This window comes from Streptomyces sp. NPDC047043 (assembly GCF_040644055.1).
In the GTDB taxonomy this organism is placed as follows: Bacteria; Actinomycetota; Actinomycetes; order Streptomycetales; family Streptomycetaceae; genus Streptomyces.
On the sequence record NZ_JBEYVO010000056.1, the window covers coordinates 1 to 19754 of the forward strand.

Genomic DNA, 19754 nt, shown 5'->3' on the forward strand with positions numbered 1-19754 from the left:
CCGGACGAACTCCCACTCGGCATCGGACAGTTCATGGCGACGTATCACCCAACCATGATCCACCACTCAAGATCATTCGAAGACACGACCTAGGGCCTGCATCGAGTTGCCCGACTGTGTCCTGGCGTCTGGCGTGGGCCCCCGTCAGTCGTCGACGCCGAGGTCGACGCGCATGGACTTCCGCAGTGCCCCCACGGAGGGCCAGACCTCAAGGTGGAGATGCCTCTCCAGGTTCGCCAGTTCCTCCGCGTACCTGGAGGGTTCCGCCCCATACCTCTTGAGGTCGCCGTATGCGTGGTTTAGGCGCTTCTTTGCCGCGCGGGAGGCGCCCAGCACCGCAGTCGGGACGACCATCTGGGCTTCCGGGTAGCTGTCCCGATAGGTCATCCTGGCCGCTTCCAAATTCTCGAGGGACGCGGCAACGCCCTCGTCGTGTTGCAGGGCGTGGAGGTAGTTCCCCCTCTCCGTCAGGTACTGGCGCGCGGCGGTATTCAATGTGATGTAGCAAGTGCGCCGCCGCTCCAGGCTCTCGCTCTGACTTTCCATACGTCTGGCGCGGTCCGCGCGGCTCTGTGTCAGCACCGCGGCGCCCAGCGTCCCCGCCACACCCACCACGGCGATCCACAACCCCGACCAACTGGCGTCCACAATGCCCCCGTGAGTCCGCGCAACGTCACGCCTTCAAGGGCCCCGGCGGAACTCTCGGATTCCCCAGACCGCCAGTAGCCGTGAAGCACGATCTCATCCATCATGCCGGGCCAACGGGTCCGGCATCACACAAATGCCCAGGGACCGCTGATTGTGATCAAGGGTGGTTCGCGTGAGGTCGTTGATCCAGATCATGGAAGCACGCAGCTGCGGTCAGGCGAGGTAGCTTTCGGGCCCCTTTTCGCGCCTGGTGGGTGCGCCACGTGGGGCCATGGAGTCGAGTGAGGTGAGGGACCTTCACCGCCGGGTTGTCGCAGTAACCCGATTGAAGCAGCGGGCAGTTCGCCTCGGGGGATGCCGAGGCGGGCGGTAAGCAGCCCCGACAACGGCGGGGCGGGCTGGCACTGCCAGAGAGTCCGGGTCCGGCAAGCGAGACGGGAAGGTGTACGCGAGGAACCAGTGCCTGACGCCCCGTCATTACGACACTGGCTCCAACCTGGCGGATACGGGCCGGACGCAGTGCACGACGATCCTTGGTGGTCGTGCAAAAAACCCTTCGCCCCACGGGGCCTCACCCATGAACTCCCGTCCGGCCACCCCAAGGGCGACCGGATACAGTGCGCGAGACGGCAGCCCGGTCAGGGAGGGGAAGCGTGACCGACACCAGCGACGCCCGGCTCGCAGAAGGTGCAGCGCAAGCACCGCGGCGGAGCCCACTGCACCGCCTGATGCGCTACATCCCCCTGATCGCCCCCGTCCTGCTGTGGGCCGTGCCCTGCTTGGTGCTCCTGTACACCGGCCAGCACTGGCCGCTGCCCGTCACACTGGTCGGCACCGCCCTGTTCGCCCTCGGCCTCATGGGTATGCCGCTGGCGATGGTGCGCGGTCATGGCCGACGCCAGCAGGACAGGGCTGCGATCGTCGGTGACACCCTGCTGGGCACCAGCTGGGTTCTGTTCACCTGGTCCATTCTGATCGGCGTCCCATTGCGGCTCGCCCTGACCGTGGCCGGCGTCGAGGGGAGTCAGGACCGGGCTCGAATCGTCACTTGGTCCGTCCTCGGCGTAACCGCCGTACTGCTCGCCTGGGGGTACGCCGAGGCCCGCCGCGTGCCACGCGTGCGCCAACTCGACGTGCAACTCCCCCGGCTGGGTGCCGGCCTGGACGGCCTCCGCGTCGTCCTCATCACCGACACCCACTACGGCCCCCTCGATCGCGCCCGCTGGTCGGCGCGGGTATGCGAGACGGTGAACTCCCTGGATGCCGACCTGGTCTGCCACACCGGCGACATCGCGGACGGCACGGCCGAACGCCGCCGCGCCCAGGCCGTCCCCCTCGGTACCGTGCGGGCCACCCGCGCCCGTGTGTACGTCACCGGCAACCACGAGTACTACAGCGAGGCCCAGGGCTGGGTCGACCTGATGGACGAGCTGGGCTGGGAGCCACTGCGCAACCGCCATCTGCTGCTCGAACGCGGAGGCGACACCCTCGTGGTCGCCGGCGTGGACGACGTCACCGCCGAGTCCTCCGGCCTGGCAGGCCACCGCGCCCACCTCGCCGGAGCCTTGAACGGCGCCGACCCCGACCTACCCGTCCTGCTCCTGGCGCACCAGCCCAAGTTCGTCGACCGGGCAGCGGCCGCCGGCATCGACCTCCAGCTCTCCGGCCACACCCACGGCGGCCAGATCTGGCCCTTCCACCACCTGGTCCGCCTCGACCAGCCCGCCCTCGCCGGCCTCAGCCGCCACGGCACCCGCACCCTCCTCTACACCAGCCGCGGCACCGGCTTCTGGGGCCCGCCCTTCCGCGTCTTCGCCCCCAGCGAGATCACCCTGCTCGTGCTCCGCTCCCCGGACTTGCCCACCTCGATGTAGCACTCGACGGCCGACACATCCGCATGGAGCAGTCCACGAGGCGAGGGATGTGGCGTGGACAGATGACCAGGCCCGTCTCGCTGAGGACAAGATCCGGACCATTCCCGGGCCGACGGCTCCAACGAGCCATACGTGGCCACGTCTTGTGCAGGTCAGCGATACGTGACGCCTGTACTACCAGCAGACGAAGAACATCGTGAATGCTGTGGCGCAGCGGTTCTTGCAGGTCAGGAGGCTTCCGGCCGAGAGGGGTCAGCAAAGGCCGCTCTCAGCAAATTCACCCGCTTTACGGAGCCGGGCGGGCGTCGCGTTTCCGTCAGTGACCTCGATGCGTAATTCGTCGTCGGCGTTCGTCACCCGGAATCCGACCGGCTTCCCATGACCATGTCGCACGGCGTTGGTGACCAATTCCGATACGGCGAGATTGACTGAGTCACACAGCCCCGTCAGATCCCAGAGATGTAGGTGGGCCGACATGATCCGTCGCATGTGCCCAACACGGAAGTCAGCAGGGAGGAAATTCACCTCGAAGCCGCGCACTGAAGCGCTCCGGGTCTGATGGAGGCTCGATTCCCTGAGAGGATCGAGTCATGGCACGTCCGTCCCCCTATCCGTCCGAGCTTCGTGAGCGTGCGGTGCGCATGGTCGCGGAGATCCGTCCCAACTACCCGACCGAGTGGGCCGCGATGAAGGCAGTTGCGGCGAAGTTGGGCATCGGTGCCGCAGAGACGGTGCGGACGTGGGTCCGCAAGGCCGAGGTCGACGCCGGCCGGCGGCCCGGCACCACGTCCGACGAGGCCGCGGAGATCAAGCGACTCAAGGCCGAGAACGCCGAGCTGCGGCGAGCGAACGAGATCTTGAAGGCGGCGTCGGCTTTCTTCGCGGCCGAGCTCGACCGGCCGTCGAAGCGCTCGTAGCGTTCATCGACACTCACCGCGAGGTGTTCGGAGTCGAGCCGATCTGCCGAGTCCTGACCAGCCACGGACTCAAGATCGCGACGAGCACCTACTACGCGGCGAAGAACCGCGCTCCCAGCACCCGGACAGTCCGCGACGCGGAGCTGAGGAGGCAGATCAGGCGTGTCCACACGGACAACTTCGGCGTCTACGGGGTCCGGAAGGTCTGGCGGCAGCTGCATCGCGAAGGCATACCGGTGGCCCGCTGCACGGTCGCCCGGCTGATGCACGACCTCGGTCTCCAGGGCGCCCGACGAGGCAGGAAGATCCGCACCACCATCCGGGACGACGGCCACGAGCGGGCCGCTGACCTGCTCAGGCGCGACTTCACCGCGTCTCGCCCGAATGAGCGGTGGGTCGCCGACTTCACCTATGTCGCCACCTGGTCCGGGGTCGTCTACGTCGCGTTCGTCGTGGACGTGTTCTCCCGGGCGATCGTCGGCTGGTCCGCCTCCACCAGCAAACGGGCCAAGCTCGTCCTCGACGCCGTGGACATGGCCTGGTGGCGCCGTGACCGAGCCGGAACTCCCGCTGGCCCGGGGCTGGTTCATCATTCGGATGCGGGCAGTCAATACACGTCTTTCGCGTTCACCGCGCACCTCCTCGAGGCCGGAATCGACGCCTCGATCGGCACCGTCGGCGACGCCCTGGACAACGCCCTCATGGAATCCCAGATCGGCCTCTACAAAACCGAGTTGATAAAGCCCCGCAGGCCCTGGCACGGCCTGGCCGACGTCGAACTCGCCACCGCGGAATGGGTCGACTGGTTCAACAACCAGCGTCTCCACACCGCGATCGGGCACATCCCGCCCCACGAGCACGAGATCAACTACTACGCTCAACACCAGCCCCAACCGGCGGCTGGAGTCAACGTCTAGAGCCTCCACCGATCCCGAAGCGCTTCACACAGCTGCCTGATCTGAGACTGAGTCGGCCGAGGCTTCGGCTGTGATGGTCTTCAACGACCTGACGAGGGCCATCACGATTCGTTCTGTCGTCATCCCGCCTCCGAGAGCATGGGCGGAACGGCCGTCACCAGGTCGGGCTCGAATCCTCGAGACATGGGGAAGCGGGGATGCTCCAGGGCGCGCCGGCAAAGCCTATCTCCGGTGAAGGCTCGGCGCCCATGCAGCCAGCGTTCGTTGTCGAGCAGATAGCCCTGGCCGGGCGCCAACGGCAGAGGGACTTGATGGCCTATGGCTGCGGCCCTCAGCTGACGGACATAGGGCTGAGCGATCGGGCTCCAGCGTGCGAGCCTGTCAAGCCGCAGACGAACCGATACGCGCTGATCACGATGGACGGTGAACACCTGTATGGTCCTGGCTCGGTCACGCGGGCTCAAGCGCTCGTCCTGCAGCGAGGAGTTCGTACCGGTGCCGAGTTGTGGGGGGGCGCACCGGGCCCGCCCCTGCGCGGCGGCGCGCGCAGACCTCCCCCCGGAGGATGGGCGCCGTGACCCCGCCCGGGGTCACTCCTCTCAGCGCGCCGCATGTTGCGACTGTCACGGGTGATCGGAGATGGTTACCGGCTCAACGCCTTCATGAAGGTGGACACGTAGCCACACCACCAATTGATCGCGAACGGCACACACGAGGGCGGTTCCACTGCCGGACGTGGACTCCCTCATCAATGTCGGCTGCCGCCTCTGGCATGCCATACCTCGGGCCCGGTGGAGGCCAACTGCCACGCGAAGACACCGCCCGCGGACTGGGGCGACCGCGTCCGTGTCCAGGTGGGTCAGGTCCAGCCCGTGGCCCGCGGCCGACGGCGCAAGGCACCAAGAGTGCTCAGTGATCGGCAAGCGTGGCGGGATGCGGGTGTCAGCAACTCCGGATAGACAGACAAGATGAGCGATCGCAGTGCCCGGGGTAGTGGCCTCCCTGCGCAGGGCTGGTTCGTTCGTGCTCGCGTCCGCATCGTCCGAGAGCATCAGTCCATATCCGTTGATCCCCTGGAACTGAGGATCTTCCGTCCCTATGAGGAACTCGAGATGGTGCAGTGGGGACGGGCGGGGGATGCGATCGGGACCGGCCCGTGGTGGACGACCCGGCAGGCTCAGGCAGCCCACATCGTTCCTGCGGAGAAGGTTAAGGTCCTCGAAGTGCTCGAACAGCGGGAACCGGGGTGAGGTGCACTCTCTCCTGGTGATGACGGCAGACGCCCACGGTGTCCGGCCGCTACGAGTCAGCCTCCAGGGTGAGCGCAACCCACGGTAGCGGCTTCCCGCACCTTGCCAGTTCAGCGATATTCACGGCGCCCCCAGAGTGCTCCCGGTCTCTTCGTACAGCACGGCGGCATCGGCATCGCTCGGCGCGCTACGTCTTGGGCTTGCGCGGCGAGCAGCTCCTCGGGCTGAGCCCCGACGGGCCATCGCGCCCAGCGCCGCGAAGAACGTGTGACGACGACAACTTCCCGTCTTCACGAGAGTGTTGATCTCGCAACCATCAGCCGTCCCCCGTGACGCACCGGTTGGGAGACGCGCTGGAGGTAGTGACCCGTAGGGTCACCGGGCCCGCCCCTCTTGGGGGAGGCATGCGGGCACCGGCGTGCAGGGGCAGGCCCGTTATCCCCGTGACAGGTCTGCCCCTGCGCGCGTAACCGGCGCAGGGCAGGCCGAAGAGCGACAGCCTGCTCGCTCCGCCGTGTGACCCGAGATGGGTGTCTGTGACGGTTATGCGGAATGGCCGTCGGGTATTTGGGAGGCCGGTGCGACGTGCCATACGCTCCCGGGGCATTGGTTTCGGCCATCGGGGGGACGGACGTTGGGACGACGAGGACACGCCGGGAGCGTGTCGGCCCACGAGCTTGCGCTGGGCACGGCCGTCGTCCGGGCCCAGGACGGTGACGAGGCCGCGTTCGCCGTGCTCTACCGGCTGGTCCAGCCGGGACTGCTCAGCTACCTGCGCGGCATCGTGGGTATCGGCGCCGAGGACATCGCCGCCGCTGCCTGGCAGGAGATCGCCCGCGAGCTGCCGCGGTTCCGCGGCGACGGCCCGGGATTTCGCGGCTGGACGGCGAGCATCGCCCGGCGCCACGCGCGCGGCCATCTGCGGCGTCACGGCGCATCCTCCCGCTCGACGGCAAGCTCCTCGACAGCGTCTGCCGCCCATGCTCCGCCCGGGATCGCGACGCTGTCGGCCGAAACGGCCCAGGCCCTTCTCGCCCGACTCCCCCGCTCCCAGGCCGAGGCAGTCCTCCTGCGCCATGCCGTACGCCCGGACGAGCACGCGGCGGCCCGGGTGATGGGCAGGCCCCGCCCCGCCCCGTCATACGCGTGCTGGCCCGCCGCGGACTGAGGAACCTGGCGCGCCTGCTCGGCCCCGCAGATGTGACACATGATGTCGCGCGCACGCAGGGGGAACCGGGATGACCACCGACCGGAACGGAGATGAGCCGTTGAGCGGCGAAACCGGCAGGCGCACAGTCACACCGCGCCCCGGTGCGACTGAAAACGCCGATGCCACGACCCTCCTCGACGACGCGGCCATCCTGGACAGAACCGCCGAACGGATCGGCGAGGCCCTGCGGCAGCAGCCCGTGGACGACACCGCGGAGCAGGCCGCCGTCGCCGCATTCCGCAGTGCCCGCACGGCGGGCGACCACGCCCCGCGCACCCGACGCGCGGACGACTGGCGCCCGAAACCCCAAAGGCAGCGATGGGTGCGCGGCGGAGCAATCGCCCTCGTGACGAGCACGGTGCTGGGCGGCATCGCCTTCGCCTCCATCCACGCGACGGACACACCGCCGCACAACACCCTCGACCCCGGCACCAGCCACAGCAGTCGCCTGCCCACCGCACACCTGCCCGGCGAACAGGGTTCGCCTTCCGCCGGGCCCCGCACGACGCCGACCGCACCCCCACACCACCCCGACACGGCCAAGGACGTCGAGGCGCACTGCCGCGCCTACGAGCACATCAAGAACCGAGGCCACGTCCTTGACGCCACGGCATGGCGGCGCCTCGTCCAAGCCGCGGGCGGTGAACAGCAGGTGCTGGCCTACTGCGCCCAACTGCCGGGAGCAGCAGACAAGACCATCCCGTCGCCGACGAAGACGAACAAGAACGGAAAAGGCCCCGGCAAGCCCAGCGCCAAAGCCAAGCCGTCGAAGGAGCCCGCCAACCGGCCCTAGCCGGTTGCGGAAGTGTGTACGGCGACGGGGGGTGCCGTAGTACCCCTGGAGAGTCCTGGATCCGTGTCTGTTCTCATCCGGAGTCGTCGTCGGTGGTCCCGGTGGTCAGGCCACCGCGTTCAGCAAGTCGCCCAGCACGTCGGGGCGTTCCAGGGCGATGAAGTGGCCTGCCTTGGGGACCTGGGTGAAGTCGGCGGCCGGAAGCAGCCGCTTGTTGGCCTCCCGGTCGGAGGGGCGGGACCAGTCCTTCTCGCCGTAGACGAGGTGGACGGGTGCCTTGACCTCGGGGTAGCGCGAGCGGGCGGCGATGAGGCTGGGCAGGGCCTGGTACACGGCCCGGGCGACGGTCGGGTAGCCGGGGCGGGCGCCCACCTGGAGGAGCTCGTCCACGTAGTCCTCCCGCAGCGCGGTCTTGTCGCCGAGGCCGCCCTGAAGGATCTTGCGGAGGGCGGGCTTGGGCTCCACCCCGGCGATCACCGGGCCCACTCCGGGGGCGAGGACACCGCCGACCACCACACGGGCGAGGAGGCTCGAACGGGCGATGCCGCCGCGGAAGTCGTAGGTGTTCACCGCGACGGCGCGCCGTACCCGCTCCGGCAGATCAGCCGCGGTGGTCAGGGCGAGCACTGCACCCATGGACTCCCCGACCAACGTCACGTCATTCAGGTCGAGTTCGGTCAGCAGCCGCTCGACGCCGGCGCGCATGTCCGGCTCGTTGTACGACGTCCCAGGCACGATCTCGGAGTAGCCCATCCCCGGCAGGTCGAGGGCGTACACGGTGTAGTGGTCCGCGATGAGCGGGATGAGGTGACGGAAGTGCTCGGCCTGGGTGCGCACGGTGTGCAGCAGGACCAGAGGGGCGCCGGTCCCGGCCTTGAGGTAGCGCAGCGTTCCCTCACGGCCGCCGGATCCCGCGCGCGGGGCAATGGTGTGGCTGGTGGTTCCCGGAATGTGAATCGTGGGACGTGACTCATGGCTGGGCATCTCGCCGGCTCCTTGGGTGTGAGTGGATCACCAAAACGGTCATGACTCTCACCCGGAGAATGAGAAACCGATCGGTTTCCACTAAGGTAAACTGATCGGTTTCCTGGCGCAAGCCCAGCAGGACCCGCCGGCTTCACCGGGGCGTTCCGCGCCCGCGATCCTGGGGACGACGAGCTCTCCACCCGCCTGTCCGGCCTGGTCGATGGCGGCGCCACCCAAGCCCAGTTGGAGCGTGAGATCGAGTTTCCCGACCGTGCCGTAGAGCCACTCCGGGACGGTGTCGGGCGTGAGGTGGAGGCGGAGGACTGGGGGCAGGGGGACGCCACCAGGAACACCCCGCAGTCCATGGAGAGCCCGAAGGTTGCAGCCAGCGACAGCCCGTTCGCCGCGGTGACCTTCAGCGGCAGCAGCACCGAGCCGAGCGCGTCCAGGGTGTCGCCGTAGACCGCCGACTCACCGACCAGGTACGCCCGGGTGCGGTCTTGACGGTGCGACACAAGGCGTCGACGCCGACACCCGGACCGCCGATCGAGGCAGCGTCGTCGGCCTGTGCGGGCTTCGCCCCCGTCGAGTCACTCCGGGGCCAGAGGCGCCCTGTTCACTTGCACCGAGGAAACCGATCTGTTTTCCTGAGTGGAAACAGATCGGTTTCCGACCGATGGTCGGCCCATGACCAGCGACTAAGGGGAAAAGTGAGTACCACCTTCGACCGCGGGGCGCCCGCCTCCGGGACAACAGACTCGGGCCGCCGCGGCTCACATGCCGTGCGCTGGTGGGTGCTCGTCGTGCTGGGCGTGGCACAGCTCATGGTCACGCTCGACGCGACCGTCGTGAACATCGCGCTGCCCGAAGCACAGCATGACCTCGGTTTCAGCGACGGCAGCCGGCAGTGGGTCATCACGGGGTACGCCCTCGCGTTCGGCAGCCTGCTGCTGCTCGGGGGCCGACTCGGCGACCTGTTCGGCCGACGTACGACCTTCGTGACCGGCCTGATCGGCTTCGCGGCCGCATCCGTCGTCGGCGGCGCGGCCACCAGCTTCGAGATACTCGTCGCGGCACGTGTGGCCCAGGGCCTGTTCGCCGCGCTGCTCGCGCCCGCGGCGCTCTCACTGCTCAGCGTGACCTTCACCGACCCGGCCGAAAGGCCGAAGGCGTTCGGCATCTTCAGTGCGCTCTCCGGTGCGGGCGCCGCGGTCGGACTGCTGCTCGGCGGCATGCTGACCGAATGGGCGTCATGGCGCTGGGTGATGTACGTGAACGTCATTTTCGCGGGCGTCGCGCTGGCCGGTGCGCTGCTGTTGCTGGCCAAGCCCGTGGTCACCGAACGACCCAAGATCGACATTCCCGGCACGGTCGTGGTGAGCGCCGCGCTGTTCGGCATCGTCTACGGGTTCGCGCACGTCGAATCCACCAGTTGGACCGACCCGGTCGCCCTCGGCTCCATGATCAGCGGCGTGGCGCTGCTCGCGGTATTCGCCTGGCTGCAGCGCAGGGTCGCGCACCCGCTGCTGCCGCTGCGAGTCGTACTGGATCGGACCCGAGGTGGTTCGTTCCTGGCCGTGTTCGTCCTGGGCATGGGGATGTTCTCGATCTTCCTGTTCCTGACCTATTACCTGGAGGCCAGCATCGGCTACTCGCCGATCGAGGCCGGTCTGTCCTTCCTGCCGATGGTCGGTGCCATCGTCGCCTCCTCGACCACGGTGCCCTCGCTGCTGCTGCCCAGGCTCGGCCCCAAGGTCGTGGTCAGCGCCGGCTTCCTGGTCTCCGCATCCGGTATGGCCCTGCTGACCCGACTCACACTGGACAGCGCCTACGTCGCCAACATCATGCCGGGCATGATCCTGCTGGGCCTCGGCATCGGCGCGGTGATGACCACCGCGCTCCAGGGTGCGACCGCAGGCGTACACCACGAGGACGCGGGCGTCGCCTCGGCGCTGATCAACACCAGCCAGCAGGTGGGCGGCTCGATCAGCACGGCGCTGCTGACCACTGTTGCCTCATCGGCCGCGACCGATTACCTGTCCTCGCACAAGCCGGGCGCACTGACCATGGCCCAGGCCGGGGTCGAGAGCTACACGGCCACCCTGGCGTGGGGCGCCGGAATCTTCGTGGTCGGTGCGGTACTCACGGCGTTCCTGATGCCGAATTCACCTCTGGCGCCGTCGGAGGGCGAGCCTGTGATCGCCCACTGAGCCTGAATCCATCGTGGTGAGAACTGTCCTGCGCTGATTGGTGCCCTCCAGGCAGTGATCAGCGCAGGGCAGAGGCGTCTCCGAGACGGTCCCGTGCGTCCCGGCCTTCAGCAAACCGATCGTCGCCGGTCGAGGGTCACGTACGAGCTTCCAAGGCCGGTGAGACACACCGGCCCTTCTGGAAACCGCGGTGGTGGCGCCGAACCGACTCGGCCGCGGGCGGCGCCGTAGCACATCCCGATCAACATCGTAAACCGATCGGTTTCCAATGGGTCGGAATCGAGTTAACCTCGCAATATGACCACCGAAGCAATGCCAAGCTCCCGAGAGCGACTGCTGGAGGCAGCGGCCACGCTCACCTACCGAGACGGCGTCAACATCGGCGTCGACGCGCTGTGCAAGGCGGCCGGGGTGTCCAAGCGCTCCATGTACAAGCTGTTCGAGAGCAAAGGCGAACTACTGGCGGCGAGCCTGGAGGAACGCACGTCCGCCTACGTGACGGCACTCCTTCCCGCGGCGGACGACCATCGCCCACCCCGCGAGCGGATCCTGCACGTTTTCGAGCAGGTGGAATCGCAGGCAGGGGCGCCCGAGTTCCGGGGCTGCAGGTATCTGGCCGTGCAGGTCGAGCTCAAGGACCCGAGCCACCCGGCGAGCCGCGTGGCCCACCAAGTCAAGGCGAATCTGACGGCCTTCTTCCGCGCCGAGGCCGAGCAGGGCGGGGCGGGCGATCCGGATCTGCTGGCCCGCCAGCTCAGCCTGGTCTTCGACGGCGCCAGCGCCCGCGCGGGAATTCAGGCCGACAACCTGACCGGGCTCATCGCACCCACCGTGACCACCCTGCTAGACGCGGCAGGCGTGCACTGACGAATCCCCGTTCGGGACGCCCCCTCACCCCCCGGCGTTCACGGGAAGCCCGATGGCCGTGAGCGTGTTGCCGAGCATGCCGCAGGCGAAGAAGCTTGCGGTCCTCTCGGCATCAGCGCCCAGCGACAAGTACACGGTTTCCCAGATCCTCATCCAGCCGGCCCGGACGACCTCGCCGATCAGGTCGTCACCCTGCGCCTCGGTGGCAGCCACGATGACGTATGCCTGCATCTGCATCAGGAGCGTTTCGGGGCGCGTCGAGATCAGCTGCGCGTAGGCGTCCGCCATCACTTGCCAGGCCCGCTCGCCATCCTCCACCCCGTCGGCCGCCCTCTCGAAAGCCAGGCGGGTATCTTCCGCGCTCCGCACCAGAGCGGCGACGAAGATCGCCTTCTTGCCCGGGAACAGCCGGAAGAGATACGGCTGCGTGACGCCCACCCGCTTGGCGATCGCCGCGGTGGAGGTGCCCTGGTAGCCCGTGCGCGCGAACTCGGCGATCGCCGCGCGGATGACGCTCTCACGCCTCTCCGGCGCACTGATCCTGCCCATGACGCCATTCTCCCTGCTTGAATTCGCACGCGGAAACCGATCGGTTTCGAGTGGATACGGGAGTCCTGACGACAGATCGGCCGGTGGCCCTCGTGACGGGCGCCTCCTCCGGCATCGGGAAGGAAACGGCGCTCGCCCTGGTCGCAGCGGGATTCAACGTGGTCGGCACAAGCCGTGACACCTCACACGTCACCCCGGCGACACCATCCCGGTCACCGTCTTCCCCGACGACCTCGACCTGTCCCAGAAACTCGACCTGCACGTGGTCGGCGTCTACCGGACCTTCCCCCCACCCCCCACCGACCCGCTCTCCGAGACGGTCACAAGCCTCTCCGACATCCCCGCCCCGCTGCCCCCGCCGGACTTCTATCTAGCCGACGTGGCCTCAGGGGGGAGCCCCGGTGCGGGCGCGGACCAGATGCGGCAGGAGCACAGGCCCGCGGGCTACGGCGTCGCGACCCTCGTCGACCGCGTCCGGCAGCAGCGCGACCTGACGGCGCTCAACCTCGACGGCCTCAGCCGTATCGAGGCCGTCTCCTCCGCGACGGTCGCCGCGCTGGGGGTCGGGCTGCTCGGCGCCTTCCTGGTGATGGAACGCCGACGTGAGTACGCCGTCCTGCGCACGGTCGGCGCCGGCACCGGGCGGGTTCTCACCGGGCCCGTCGTCGAGGACGCCGTCGCCGTCGTGGGCAGCCTGCTGATCGGTATCCCGCTGGGCCTTGGCCTGGGGGTGCTCTCCATCCGCGTCCTGAGCCTGTTCTTCACGCTTCCCCCGCCGCTGGTCACCGTCCCCGCCAGTGCGCTGGTCCTGCTGGCCGGACTCGTCGTGGCCATCTCCGCACCCGCGCTGGGTCTGGCCCTGCGCCGTATCGACCGTAGCGAGGTCACCACATTGCTGCGGGAGCCGTGACACCCGGCGGTCGACGAGAGGGAACAACGGGTCGACGCTCGCAGCTCGGGGCCCAATACATCTCGTGAGTGGGTGGCGATTCTCGCGGCGACGTCCCCTACACCTGGGCAGTCCCTGACGTGAACGCGCCGATGTGACCGGGCGTCGCCACTGTGTTCGCGATCCAGAAGACTATGGCGACCAATGCGAGGGCGGGGAAGGGCGCCGGTCTCCGCGAAGAGAGACCGGCGCCCTGTGATGCGGCGGGGCCGTCTGCGACGGGTGTGGTGAACGCACCCGTCGGCGAGGGCCCGCACGCCCTGGCGCCGTTCAGACCACCGGCCGCGCGACGCGTCCGGCATCCGCGACGTCCTTCCGGGTCACCGTCAGATACACCACGAGGCCGAGGATGACCGCCAGGAAGAGACCGCTCGTGACGACGGTGCCGAAGCCGAGGCCGCCGTCGCCGGTCGGCTGGGAGAGGTAGTCGCCGATCGAGGCGCCGAGGGGGCGGGTGAGGATGTAGGCGATCCAGAAGCTCCACACCGCGTCCAGGCCGAGGGTGAAGTGGGCGATGCCGACGGCGGCGATGGCCAGGGCGAACAGGATCGCGGACAGCCAGTAGCCGAGATCCATGCGCTCGGAGACCAGGTCGCCCGCCGCGGTACCGAGGGCGAAGGTGAACAGCACGGCCAGCCAGTAGAACGCCTCGCGGCTGGTGGTGTCGATGCTGTGGATGGACAGAGTCCGCTCACGCCGGTACCAGACGACGAACACGACGGCGAGAATGATCCCGAACACCGTGGTGGTCGTCTCCAGCGGTACACCCATGTTGTCGGTCAGGTTGTCGCTGATCAGGGTGCCGACGACGCTGATCAGGGCGACAGCGAGCCAGTACACGCCCGCGCGGTAGGCGGTGGTGCGGAACTGGACGACCAGGACGACCGCGAGGAGGGCGCTCATCAGCACCGACACACCCGTCAGGCCCAGGCCCGCCTTCTCGTTGAGCAGGTCGGCCGCGGTCTCGCCGACCGTCGTGCACAGGACCTTGATGATCCAGAAGTAGACGGTGACCTCGGGGATCTTGTTCAGGCGGAGGCGGTGTGCGTGCCGGGCGGGTCCGTCGGCAGCCCGCGCGGCGTCCGGTGTTTCGGAGAGTTCATAGGTCATGAGGCTCGACCGTGCCAGCGGTTACCTGAACGCATCCTGACTGCGCGTGCTGATCACCTCCCACACACGTACCGTCCGACGCGGGCCTCGTGGTGCGAACAGCGTGGTTGTACGGCGCGGGCGGCGGCAACTTCGTCCGTACGATGATCAAACTGGAGAGTGTCAAGGACACCCTCCACGTGGTCGACGACCAGCGCGGCCAGCCCACCTGGACCGTCGACCTCGCCGACCGGCTCGTCCGCCTGGGCCACTCCGCGCTGAACGGTGCCGCCCCGGGCGGGGTCTACCACGGCACCAGCGGTGACGAGACCACCTGGTTCGGCCTCACCCGGGAGATCTTCCGGCTGCTCGGCGCGGACCCCGAGCGGGTCCGCCCGACCACCAGCGACGCCTACTTACGCCGGCCCACAGACCGGCGTACGGCGTCCTTGGCCACGACCGCTGGGCAGCCGCCGGAGTCTAGCCCATCCGCGACTGGCGCCAGGCCCTGCATGAAGCGTTTTCGGCGCTGCTGGCGGCCGAGCGGCCGTATCCGGGCGCACGCACCACACACACCGCGCGGACGCGGCTACCGACTGGAGCCTGTCGTGGCTCAGTCTGCGCTGGGCCGGGCGAGGCCGTGGTCGTAGGCGAAGATCACGGCCTGGATGCGGTCACGGGCGCCGATCTTGGCGAGGACGCGGCCGACGTGGGTCTTGATGGTGGACTCGGACAGGACGAAGCGGGTGGCGATCTCGCCGTTGGTCCAGCCCTTGCCGACTGCTTCGAGGATCTCGCGCTCGCGGTCGGTGAGGGAGCTCAGCCTCGGGTCCTCGGTGAGGTCACCGCGGTGCGCGGGGACGTACCGCGCGTACTCGTCCAGGAGACGACGGGTGAGTGCGGGCGCGATGACCGCATCGCCGACGGCGACGGCCCGGATGCCGGCCAGGAGCTCCTCGGGGCGCGCGTCCTTCAGCAGGAAGCCGCTGGCACCGGCCCGCAGGGCGGCGTGGACGTACTCGTCGAGGTCGAAGGTGGTCAATACCAGGACGCGCGATCGCTCGCCGGCGGCGACGATGCGGCGGGTGGCTTCGATGCCGTCCATCCCGGGCATCCGGATGTCCATCAGGACGACGTCCGGGCGCAGTTCGGCGGCCTTGCGGACGGCTTCAGCGCCGTGGCCGGCCTCACCGACGACGTCGGTCTCGGGGACGGAGTCCAGCAGGATGCGGAAGCCGTAGCGTTGCAGCGGCTGGTCGTCCACGACGAGCACGGTGGTCACCGGGCATCTCCTTCGGGTGTGAGATCGAGGACGGCCTCGACGCTCCATCCTCCGCCGCCCGCCGGCCCCGCGATGACGCTCCCGCCGTACAGGGCTGCCCGTTCCCGCATGCCGACCAGTCCGTGCCCTTCCTCGTGCGGCGCGGGCGGCGCGGCCGCTCCGGTGTCCCGGACCCGGATGGTCAGCCGGGTGTCCGACTCGATGATCGCCAGGTGCACCCGGGTATCGGTTTCAGCGTGCTTGAGGGTGTTGGTGAGGGCTTCCTGGACGATGCGATACGCCGTCAGCTGCACCCCGCTGTCCAGGGCGTCCACGTCACCGGAGGTCCGGTAGACGACCTCCAGTCCGGCGGCGCGCACTGTGGCGCACAGCGAGTCGATGTCCGCGATCCCGGGCTGCGGGCTGAGCTCGGGCCCGGCCGGGGATGCCTCCGCCGGCCCGCGCAGCACACCGAGCACGCGCCGCAGCTCACCGAGGGCCTGCCTGCCGGTGTCGCCGATGAGCTGGAGGGCTTCCTTGCCGCGTTCGGGTGCGGTGTCGCTCGCATAGGAGCCGGCGTCGGCGAGGGTGATGATGACGGAGAGGTTGTGGCCGACGATGTCGTGCATCTCGCGGGCCACGCGGGTGCGTTCGGTGGCCGCCGCGAGTTGGCTGCGCTGGTCGCGCTCGATCTCCAGGCGGGCGGCCCGGTCACGCAGTCCGGCGAGCTGGGCCCGGCGGATACGGACCATCAGGCCGAGTGCGAGGGCCGCGGTCGTCGTGCTGAGCAGGAAGAACAGCGCGTCCCAGACGGACACGGCCACGGACACGCGTACGGCGACCAGCACCATGGCACCTGCCATGGCGGCACAGGCCCACGGCAGGTGCCGCAGCCGCCCGTGCAGGGCCAGGCTGTACAGAGCGACGAAGAGGGCGACGTCGGCGCGCAGCGCCGCGCCCAAGGACCACTGGAGGACGAACACCGCGGCAATGACGCCGAAGGCGGCCGCGGGCCTGCGCCGCCGCCACAGCAGGGGCAGGACCAGGCCGGCCTGCAGGGCCAGCATCCCCGCGACGGGCAGCTGGGTGAAGGCGAGCCGGAAACGGCGTGGGCCGTCGCCGTCGTCGTCGGCGCCGCCGTGGATCAGTTCGGGCAGACAGAACATCAGGAAGACCAGGAACACGACCGCGGTGTCCAGCACCCACGGGTGTGCCCGGTCGGCCTGCCGCAACCGCTGGCCGCCCCGGGACAGGCGGGCGACCAGCGGTCCCATCCCGCTGAGGTCATCGGTGGTCACGGACGTCACCTGTCCATGGTGCGGCCGTCAGACGTCGCTGCGCGCGAGCCGGTACGCCGCGCCGCCCAGCGCCAGCGCCGTCCAGCACAGGAAGACCAGTAGCCCGGCACCCGGCGACAGGGTCGTCGAGTCGTGGGTCAGCGCGAACATCGACTCCCCCGCGTTGGACGGCAGGTAGGGGCTGATGTCGTCCTGCCAGGAGCTCGGCAGCAGCGAGATCAGGCCCGGGATCAGCATCAGGGAGGCCACCAGCACCGAGATCCCGCCAGCCACCGACCGCAGCAGCGCACCCAGCGCGGTGCCGATCACGCCGACCAGGCCGAGGTAGAGCCCGGCGCCCAGCAGGCTGCGCAGGACACCCGCGTGCGTCAGGCCCATGGCCGCGGGTGTACCCGAGACGATGCCGCTCCCGAACAGGAAGGCGACGAACGCCCCCAGCATGCCCACCGCCAGCGCGACCAGCCCGAACACCGCCGCCTTGGACCACAGCACGGGCAGCCGTCGGGGCACCGCCGCGAGCGTCGAGCGGATCATGCCGGTCGAGTACTCGCCCGCCGTGACCAGCACACCGAGCACGCCCAGGGCCAGCTGGGCGAAGTTCGTACCGAACAGGGACAGGCTTACTGCCGTCGAAGCCGCGAAGTCCCGGTCCATGTGTCCGGAGTTGATGCCCGACTCGTAGCGGCTCGCGGCGATCAGCCCGAACGCCACCAGGAACAGCAGGCCGAGACCCAGGGTGATCCAGGTTGAACGCAGGGACCACAGCTTCGCCCACTCGGAGGAAAGCACGCGCCGTCCGGTCACCCGGTAGGCGGGGCGGGCGGGGACGGTCCCAGGTTCCTGGGCGGTTGCGGTGAGGGTGCTCATGCGGGCCTCCCGAGGGTCTCGATGCCAGTCGTGGAGCCGTGGTATTCCACGGCGTCCCTGGTCAGGTCCATGAACGCCTCCTCCAGCGACACGGTCCGGGCGCTCAGCTCGAAGAGTGCGATCCCGTGCTCGGCCGCCTTCAGCCCGATCGCGCGGGCGGTCAGCCCGGTCACCTGCAGTTCCTCGGAGCCGATGCGGCCGGTGATGTCGACGCCCGGTCCGGCCAGTACGTCCCGCAGTCGCGCCGGGTCCTGCGTCGCGACCGTCACGGTGTCGCCGCCCGCCTCACGGATGAGGTCTCCGACGGTGGTGTCGGCCAGCAGCCGCCCGCGGCCGACGATGATCAGGTGGTCCGCCACCAGGGCCATCTCGCTCATCAGGTGCGAGGACACGAACACCGTACGGCCCTCGTCGGCAAGCCTCTTGAGCAGATTGCGGATCCACAGCACGCCCTCCGGGTCCAGCCCGTTGACCGGCTCGTCCAGCATCACCGTCTGCGGATCGCCCAGCAGCGCCGCCGCGATGCCCAGGCGCTGGCCCATCCCGAGGGAGAAGGCGCCGGCCCGTTTGTTCGCCACGCTGGCCAGCCCGGCGAGATCGATGACCTCCTCCACCCGGTGGCGCGGAATGCCATGCGTCAGCGCGAGGGCCCTGAGGTGGTTGTAGGCCGAGCGGCCCGGGTGGATCGACTTCGCCTCCAGCAGGGCGCCGACCTCCTGCAGCGGTGCCCGGTGCTGGGCGTAGTGGTGGCCGTTGACGGTGACGGAGCCGCTCGTCGGGGCGTCGAGGCCGACGATCATGCGCATGGTCGTGGACTTGCCGGCGCCGTTGGGCCCCAGAAAGCCCGTCACCGTGCCGGGCTTCACGACGAAGTCCAGGCTGTCGACGGCCGTCTTCTCGCCGTACCTCTTGGTCAACTGCCGTGCGTCGATCATCCGCGTTCTCCCTGTCGGACTGCGGCGCCCGTCACTGCCGACGCCTCACCCGCAACGCTAGGAGCCGATCCGCCCGATCCGGTGGTACCGGAAGGCTGACCGGCGACGGGCAGGTAGTACCGCGGTACTACCTGCCTACCAGCGGTGACTTCCGTGCGCGTCGGCTCCACGGTGGTCGCAGCAAGGATCCGGGCCGTGCGGGACATGGCCCGCCGACGCCGCGCCGGCCGGCCCGGCATCCGCGGCGCACTGGGCCCGCTCCGCGCTATCGACCAGGCTCTCGCTGTCCGAGGCGGCGTTGGCCAGGCTGGCGCAGCACAGGGTGAGCAGGAGGGCGCCCGCCGCGAAGGGCAGGGTGCGGCGCGGGGGCGGCGGGGCCAGCAGGGCCTGCACCCGCTGGGGCACCGCGCCGCCGGTCGCCGCCAGGGCGGCCGGGCGGGGGGCGCCTGCCGAGGCGAGAGCCGCCCGTCCGACGGCATGGGCGACGACCTTACGGCTGCCGACGTGGGCCGCGGCCTCCTCGTCGGCCCACCGCTCCAGGACGAAACCGCCCGCCTCGGCCAGCGGGCGCAGCATGGGGTTGACGGCCGCCGTGAGCCGCCACACAGCCTGGAAGAGGTGGTGGCGGCCGCGGAGATGGACCCGTTCGTGCGCCAGCAGGGCCTCGCGCTCCGCGTCACCGAGGCAGCGCAGCATTCCTCGGGACACCACGATCCGACCGGGCGTGCCGGGCAGCGCGAACGCCTGCGGTGCCTCGTCGTCGAGCACCGCCAGTTCGGTCCCTGTGGGCAGTCGGTCGCATTGCCGCCGCGCCCACAGGAGGTGGCGGGCCTGCCGTACGGCCGCCACGCCCAGCGAGAGGAGCCCAGCCGCGAGTGCCAGGGCGCTGACGGCCGCGACGGCCAGCGAGACCGGGTCCTGCGTGCGAAGTGCGACCACCGACCAGTGGCCCTCCTCGGCGACCTCGGGGATCTGTGCGAACCCGGTGAACGCCAGCAGGGCCAGCGAGCCGAGCCAGCCGGTCGCCGTCACCAGCGCCGCGCACGCCAGGAACCAGGCCGCAGGGCGCGGTGCCGGGCGCCGGGCAGCCCGGGGTGCGAGCACCGCGAGAACCACGGTGACCAGGAGCGGGACGTAGACGCTGATCCTCACCG

The 19754-nt window shown here is 69.4% G+C and carries 19 protein-coding genes and 2 pseudogenes; 11 read left to right on the plus strand and 10 right to left on the minus strand.

Annotated features, from left to right (window positions below; translation table 11 throughout):
* Nucleotides 1-144: 144 nt before the first annotated feature.
* Nucleotides 145-546 (minus strand): hypothetical protein, encoded by a 402-nt coding sequence (locus ABZ880_RS51275; protein WP_361278167.1) that lies wholly within the window; start codon nucleotides 544-546, stop codon nucleotides 145-147.
* 755 nt (nucleotides 547-1301) lie between these two features.
* Here ABZ880_RS51275 and ABZ880_RS51280 point away from each other — a divergent pair.
* Entirely contained in the window at nucleotides 1302-2522 is a 1221-nt protein-coding gene (locus ABZ880_RS51280; protein ID WP_361278169.1) for a metallophosphoesterase, read from the plus strand.
* 252 nt (nucleotides 2523-2774) lie between these two features.
* On the opposite strand, the gene ABZ880_RS51285 is transcribed toward ABZ880_RS51280, so the two are convergent.
* Entirely contained in the window at nucleotides 2775-3062 is a 288-nt protein-coding gene (locus tag ABZ880_RS51285) for an ATP-binding protein (RefSeq protein WP_361278171.1), read from the minus strand.
* A 50-nt stretch (nucleotides 3063-3112) separates the two neighbouring features.
* Here ABZ880_RS51285 and ABZ880_RS51290 point away from each other — a divergent pair.
* The 4 genes from ABZ880_RS51290 to ABZ880_RS51305 all read left to right on the plus strand — a co-directional run bounded on the left by ABZ880_RS51290 (nucleotide 3113) and on the right by ABZ880_RS51305 (nucleotide 7609).
* Nucleotides 3113-4356 (plus strand): IS3 family transposase gene (locus tag ABZ880_RS51290; RefSeq protein WP_361278173.1). Its coding sequence is split into 2 segments (ribosomal slippage): nucleotides 3113-3395 and nucleotides 3395-4356, totalling 1245 coding nucleotides; the frame shifts between segments, so codons are not numbered across the junction.
* Between the two features lie 968 nt (nucleotides 4357-5324).
* Entirely contained in the window at nucleotides 5325-5606 is a 282-nt protein-coding gene (locus ABZ880_RS51295; RefSeq protein WP_361278175.1) for a hypothetical protein, read from the plus strand.
* A gap of 661 nt (nucleotides 5607-6267) precedes the next feature.
* The gene (locus ABZ880_RS51300; RefSeq protein ID WP_361278177.1) at nucleotides 6268-6774 is read left to right on the plus strand and encodes a sigma-70 family RNA polymerase sigma factor; all 507 of its coding nucleotides are present in this window, start codon (nucleotides 6268-6270) and stop codon (nucleotides 6772-6774) included.
* A 70-nt stretch (nucleotides 6775-6844) separates the two neighbouring features.
* Complete coding sequence (locus ABZ880_RS51305; protein WP_361278179.1) at nucleotides 6845-7609, plus strand: hypothetical protein; 765 nt, start codon at nucleotides 6845-6847, stop codon at nucleotides 7607-7609.
* 105 nt (nucleotides 7610-7714) lie between these two features.
* On the opposite strand, the gene ABZ880_RS51310 is transcribed toward ABZ880_RS51305, so the two are convergent.
* Nucleotides 7715-8593: an alpha/beta hydrolase gene (locus ABZ880_RS51310; RefSeq protein ID WP_361278181.1), complete on the minus strand. Its 879-nt coding sequence runs from the start codon at nucleotides 8591-8593 to the stop codon at nucleotides 7715-7717.
* Between the two features lie 225 nt (nucleotides 8594-8818).
* Here ABZ880_RS51310 and ABZ880_RS51315 point away from each other — a divergent pair, with 225 nt between their 5' ends.
* The 3 genes from ABZ880_RS51315 to ABZ880_RS51325 all read left to right on the plus strand — a co-directional run bounded on the left by ABZ880_RS51315 (nucleotide 8819) and on the right by ABZ880_RS51325 (nucleotide 11652).
* The gene (locus ABZ880_RS51315; protein WP_361278183.1) at nucleotides 8819-9037 is read left to right on the plus strand and encodes a hypothetical protein; all 219 of its coding nucleotides are present in this window, start codon (nucleotides 8819-8821) and stop codon (nucleotides 9035-9037) included.
* A 44-nt stretch (nucleotides 9038-9081) separates the two neighbouring features.
* Nucleotides 9082-10785, plus strand: a complete 1704-nt coding sequence (locus ABZ880_RS51320; protein ID WP_361278242.1) for an MFS transporter — start codon at nucleotides 9082-9084, stop codon at nucleotides 10783-10785.
* Between the two features lie 297 nt (nucleotides 10786-11082).
* Complete coding sequence (locus ABZ880_RS51325) at nucleotides 11083-11652, plus strand: TetR/AcrR family transcriptional regulator (protein ID WP_361278185.1); 570 nt, start codon at nucleotides 11083-11085, stop codon at nucleotides 11650-11652.
* A gap of 24 nt (nucleotides 11653-11676) precedes the next feature.
* Here ABZ880_RS51325 and ABZ880_RS51330 read toward each other — a convergent pair whose 3' ends face one another.
* The gene (locus tag ABZ880_RS51330) at nucleotides 11677-12201 is read right to left on the minus strand and encodes a TetR/AcrR family transcriptional regulator (protein WP_361278187.1); all 525 of its coding nucleotides are present in this window, start codon (nucleotides 12199-12201) and stop codon (nucleotides 11677-11679) included.
* Nucleotides 12202-12266: 65 nt separating this feature from the next.
* Here ABZ880_RS51330 and ABZ880_RS51335 point away from each other — a divergent pair.
* Nucleotides 12267-12398 (plus strand): annotated as a pseudogene (locus tag ABZ880_RS51335) (SDR family NAD(P)-dependent oxidoreductase); the annotation flags it as partial.
* A gap of 65 nt (nucleotides 12399-12463) precedes the next feature.
* Nucleotides 12464-13111 carry an FtsX-like permease family protein gene (locus tag ABZ880_RS51340; protein ID WP_361278189.1) on the plus strand — a complete coding sequence of 216 codons (648 nt, stop codon included), beginning with the start codon at nucleotides 12464-12466 and terminating at the stop codon, nucleotides 13109-13111.
* Between the two features lie 309 nt (nucleotides 13112-13420).
* On the opposite strand, the gene ABZ880_RS51345 is transcribed toward ABZ880_RS51340, so the two are convergent.
* Nucleotides 13421-14260 (minus strand): hypothetical protein, encoded by an 840-nt coding sequence (locus ABZ880_RS51345; RefSeq protein WP_361278191.1) that lies wholly within the window; start codon nucleotides 14258-14260, stop codon nucleotides 13421-13423.
* Nucleotides 14261-14337: 77 nt separating this feature from the next.
* Here ABZ880_RS51345 and ABZ880_RS51350 point away from each other — a divergent pair.
* Nucleotides 14338-14789: pseudogene (locus ABZ880_RS51350) on the plus strand (sugar nucleotide-binding protein); the annotation flags it as partial.
* A 63-nt stretch (nucleotides 14790-14852) separates the two neighbouring features.
* Here the strand turns inward: ABZ880_RS51350 and ABZ880_RS51355 are convergent.
* The 5 genes from ABZ880_RS51355 to ABZ880_RS51375 all read right to left on the minus strand — a co-directional run bounded on the left by ABZ880_RS51355 (nucleotide 14853) and on the right by ABZ880_RS51375 (nucleotide 19752).
* The gene (locus ABZ880_RS51355; protein ID WP_361278193.1) at nucleotides 14853-15521 is read right to left on the minus strand and encodes a response regulator transcription factor; all 669 of its coding nucleotides are present in this window, start codon (nucleotides 15519-15521) and stop codon (nucleotides 14853-14855) included.
* On the minus strand, nucleotides 15518-16798 hold the full coding sequence (locus ABZ880_RS51360) for a sensor histidine kinase (protein WP_361278195.1): 1281 nt from the start codon (nucleotides 16796-16798) through the stop codon (nucleotides 15518-15520). Before ABZ880_RS51360 ends, ABZ880_RS51355 begins: the two co-directional genes overlap by 4 nt.
* A gap of 27 nt (nucleotides 16799-16825) precedes the next feature.
* Entirely contained in the window at nucleotides 16826-17665 is an 840-nt protein-coding gene (locus ABZ880_RS51365) for an ABC transporter permease (RefSeq protein WP_361278197.1), read from the minus strand.
* Nucleotides 17662-18600, minus strand: a complete 939-nt coding sequence (locus tag ABZ880_RS51370) for an ATP-binding cassette domain-containing protein (protein WP_361278199.1) — start codon at nucleotides 18598-18600, stop codon at nucleotides 17662-17664. Before ABZ880_RS51370 ends, ABZ880_RS51365 begins: the two co-directional genes overlap by 4 nt.
* Before the next feature lie 135 nt (nucleotides 18601-18735).
* Nucleotides 18736-19752, minus strand: a complete 1017-nt coding sequence (locus ABZ880_RS51375; protein WP_361278201.1) for a M56 family metallopeptidase — start codon at nucleotides 19750-19752, stop codon at nucleotides 18736-18738.
* Nucleotides 19753-19754 lie beyond the last annotated feature (2 nt).

Coding starts and splice junctions, on each gene's coding strand:
- ABZ880_RS51370 (WP_361278199.1), bottom strand. CDS start 18,600: ATGATCGACGCACGGCAGTTGACCAAGAGGTACGGCGAGAAGACGGCC.
- ABZ880_RS51325 (WP_361278185.1), top strand. CDS start 11,083: ATGACCACCGAAGCAATGCCAAGCTCCCGAGAGCGACTGCTGGAGGCA.
- ABZ880_RS51310 (WP_361278181.1), bottom strand. CDS start 8,593: ATGCCCAGCCATGAGTCACGTCCCACGATTCACATTCCGGGAACCACC.
- ABZ880_RS51275 (WP_361278167.1), bottom strand. CDS start 546: ATGGAAAGTCAGAGCGAGAGCCTGGAGCGGCGGCGCACTTGCTACATC.
- ABZ880_RS51345 (WP_361278191.1), bottom strand. CDS start 14,260: ATGACCTATGAACTCTCCGAAACACCGGACGCCGCGCGGGCTGCCGAC.
- ABZ880_RS51365 (WP_361278197.1), bottom strand. CDS start 17,665: ATGAGCACCCTCACCGCAACCGCCCAGGAACCTGGGACCGTCCCCGCC.
- ABZ880_RS51295 (WP_361278175.1), top strand. CDS start 5,325: ATGAGCGATCGCAGTGCCCGGGGTAGTGGCCTCCCTGCGCAGGGCTGG.
- ABZ880_RS51305 (WP_361278179.1), top strand. CDS start 6,845: ATGACCACCGACCGGAACGGAGATGAGCCGTTGAGCGGCGAAACCGGC.
- ABZ880_RS51330 (WP_361278187.1), bottom strand. CDS start 12,201: ATGGGCAGGATCAGTGCGCCGGAGAGGCGTGAGAGCGTCATCCGCGCG.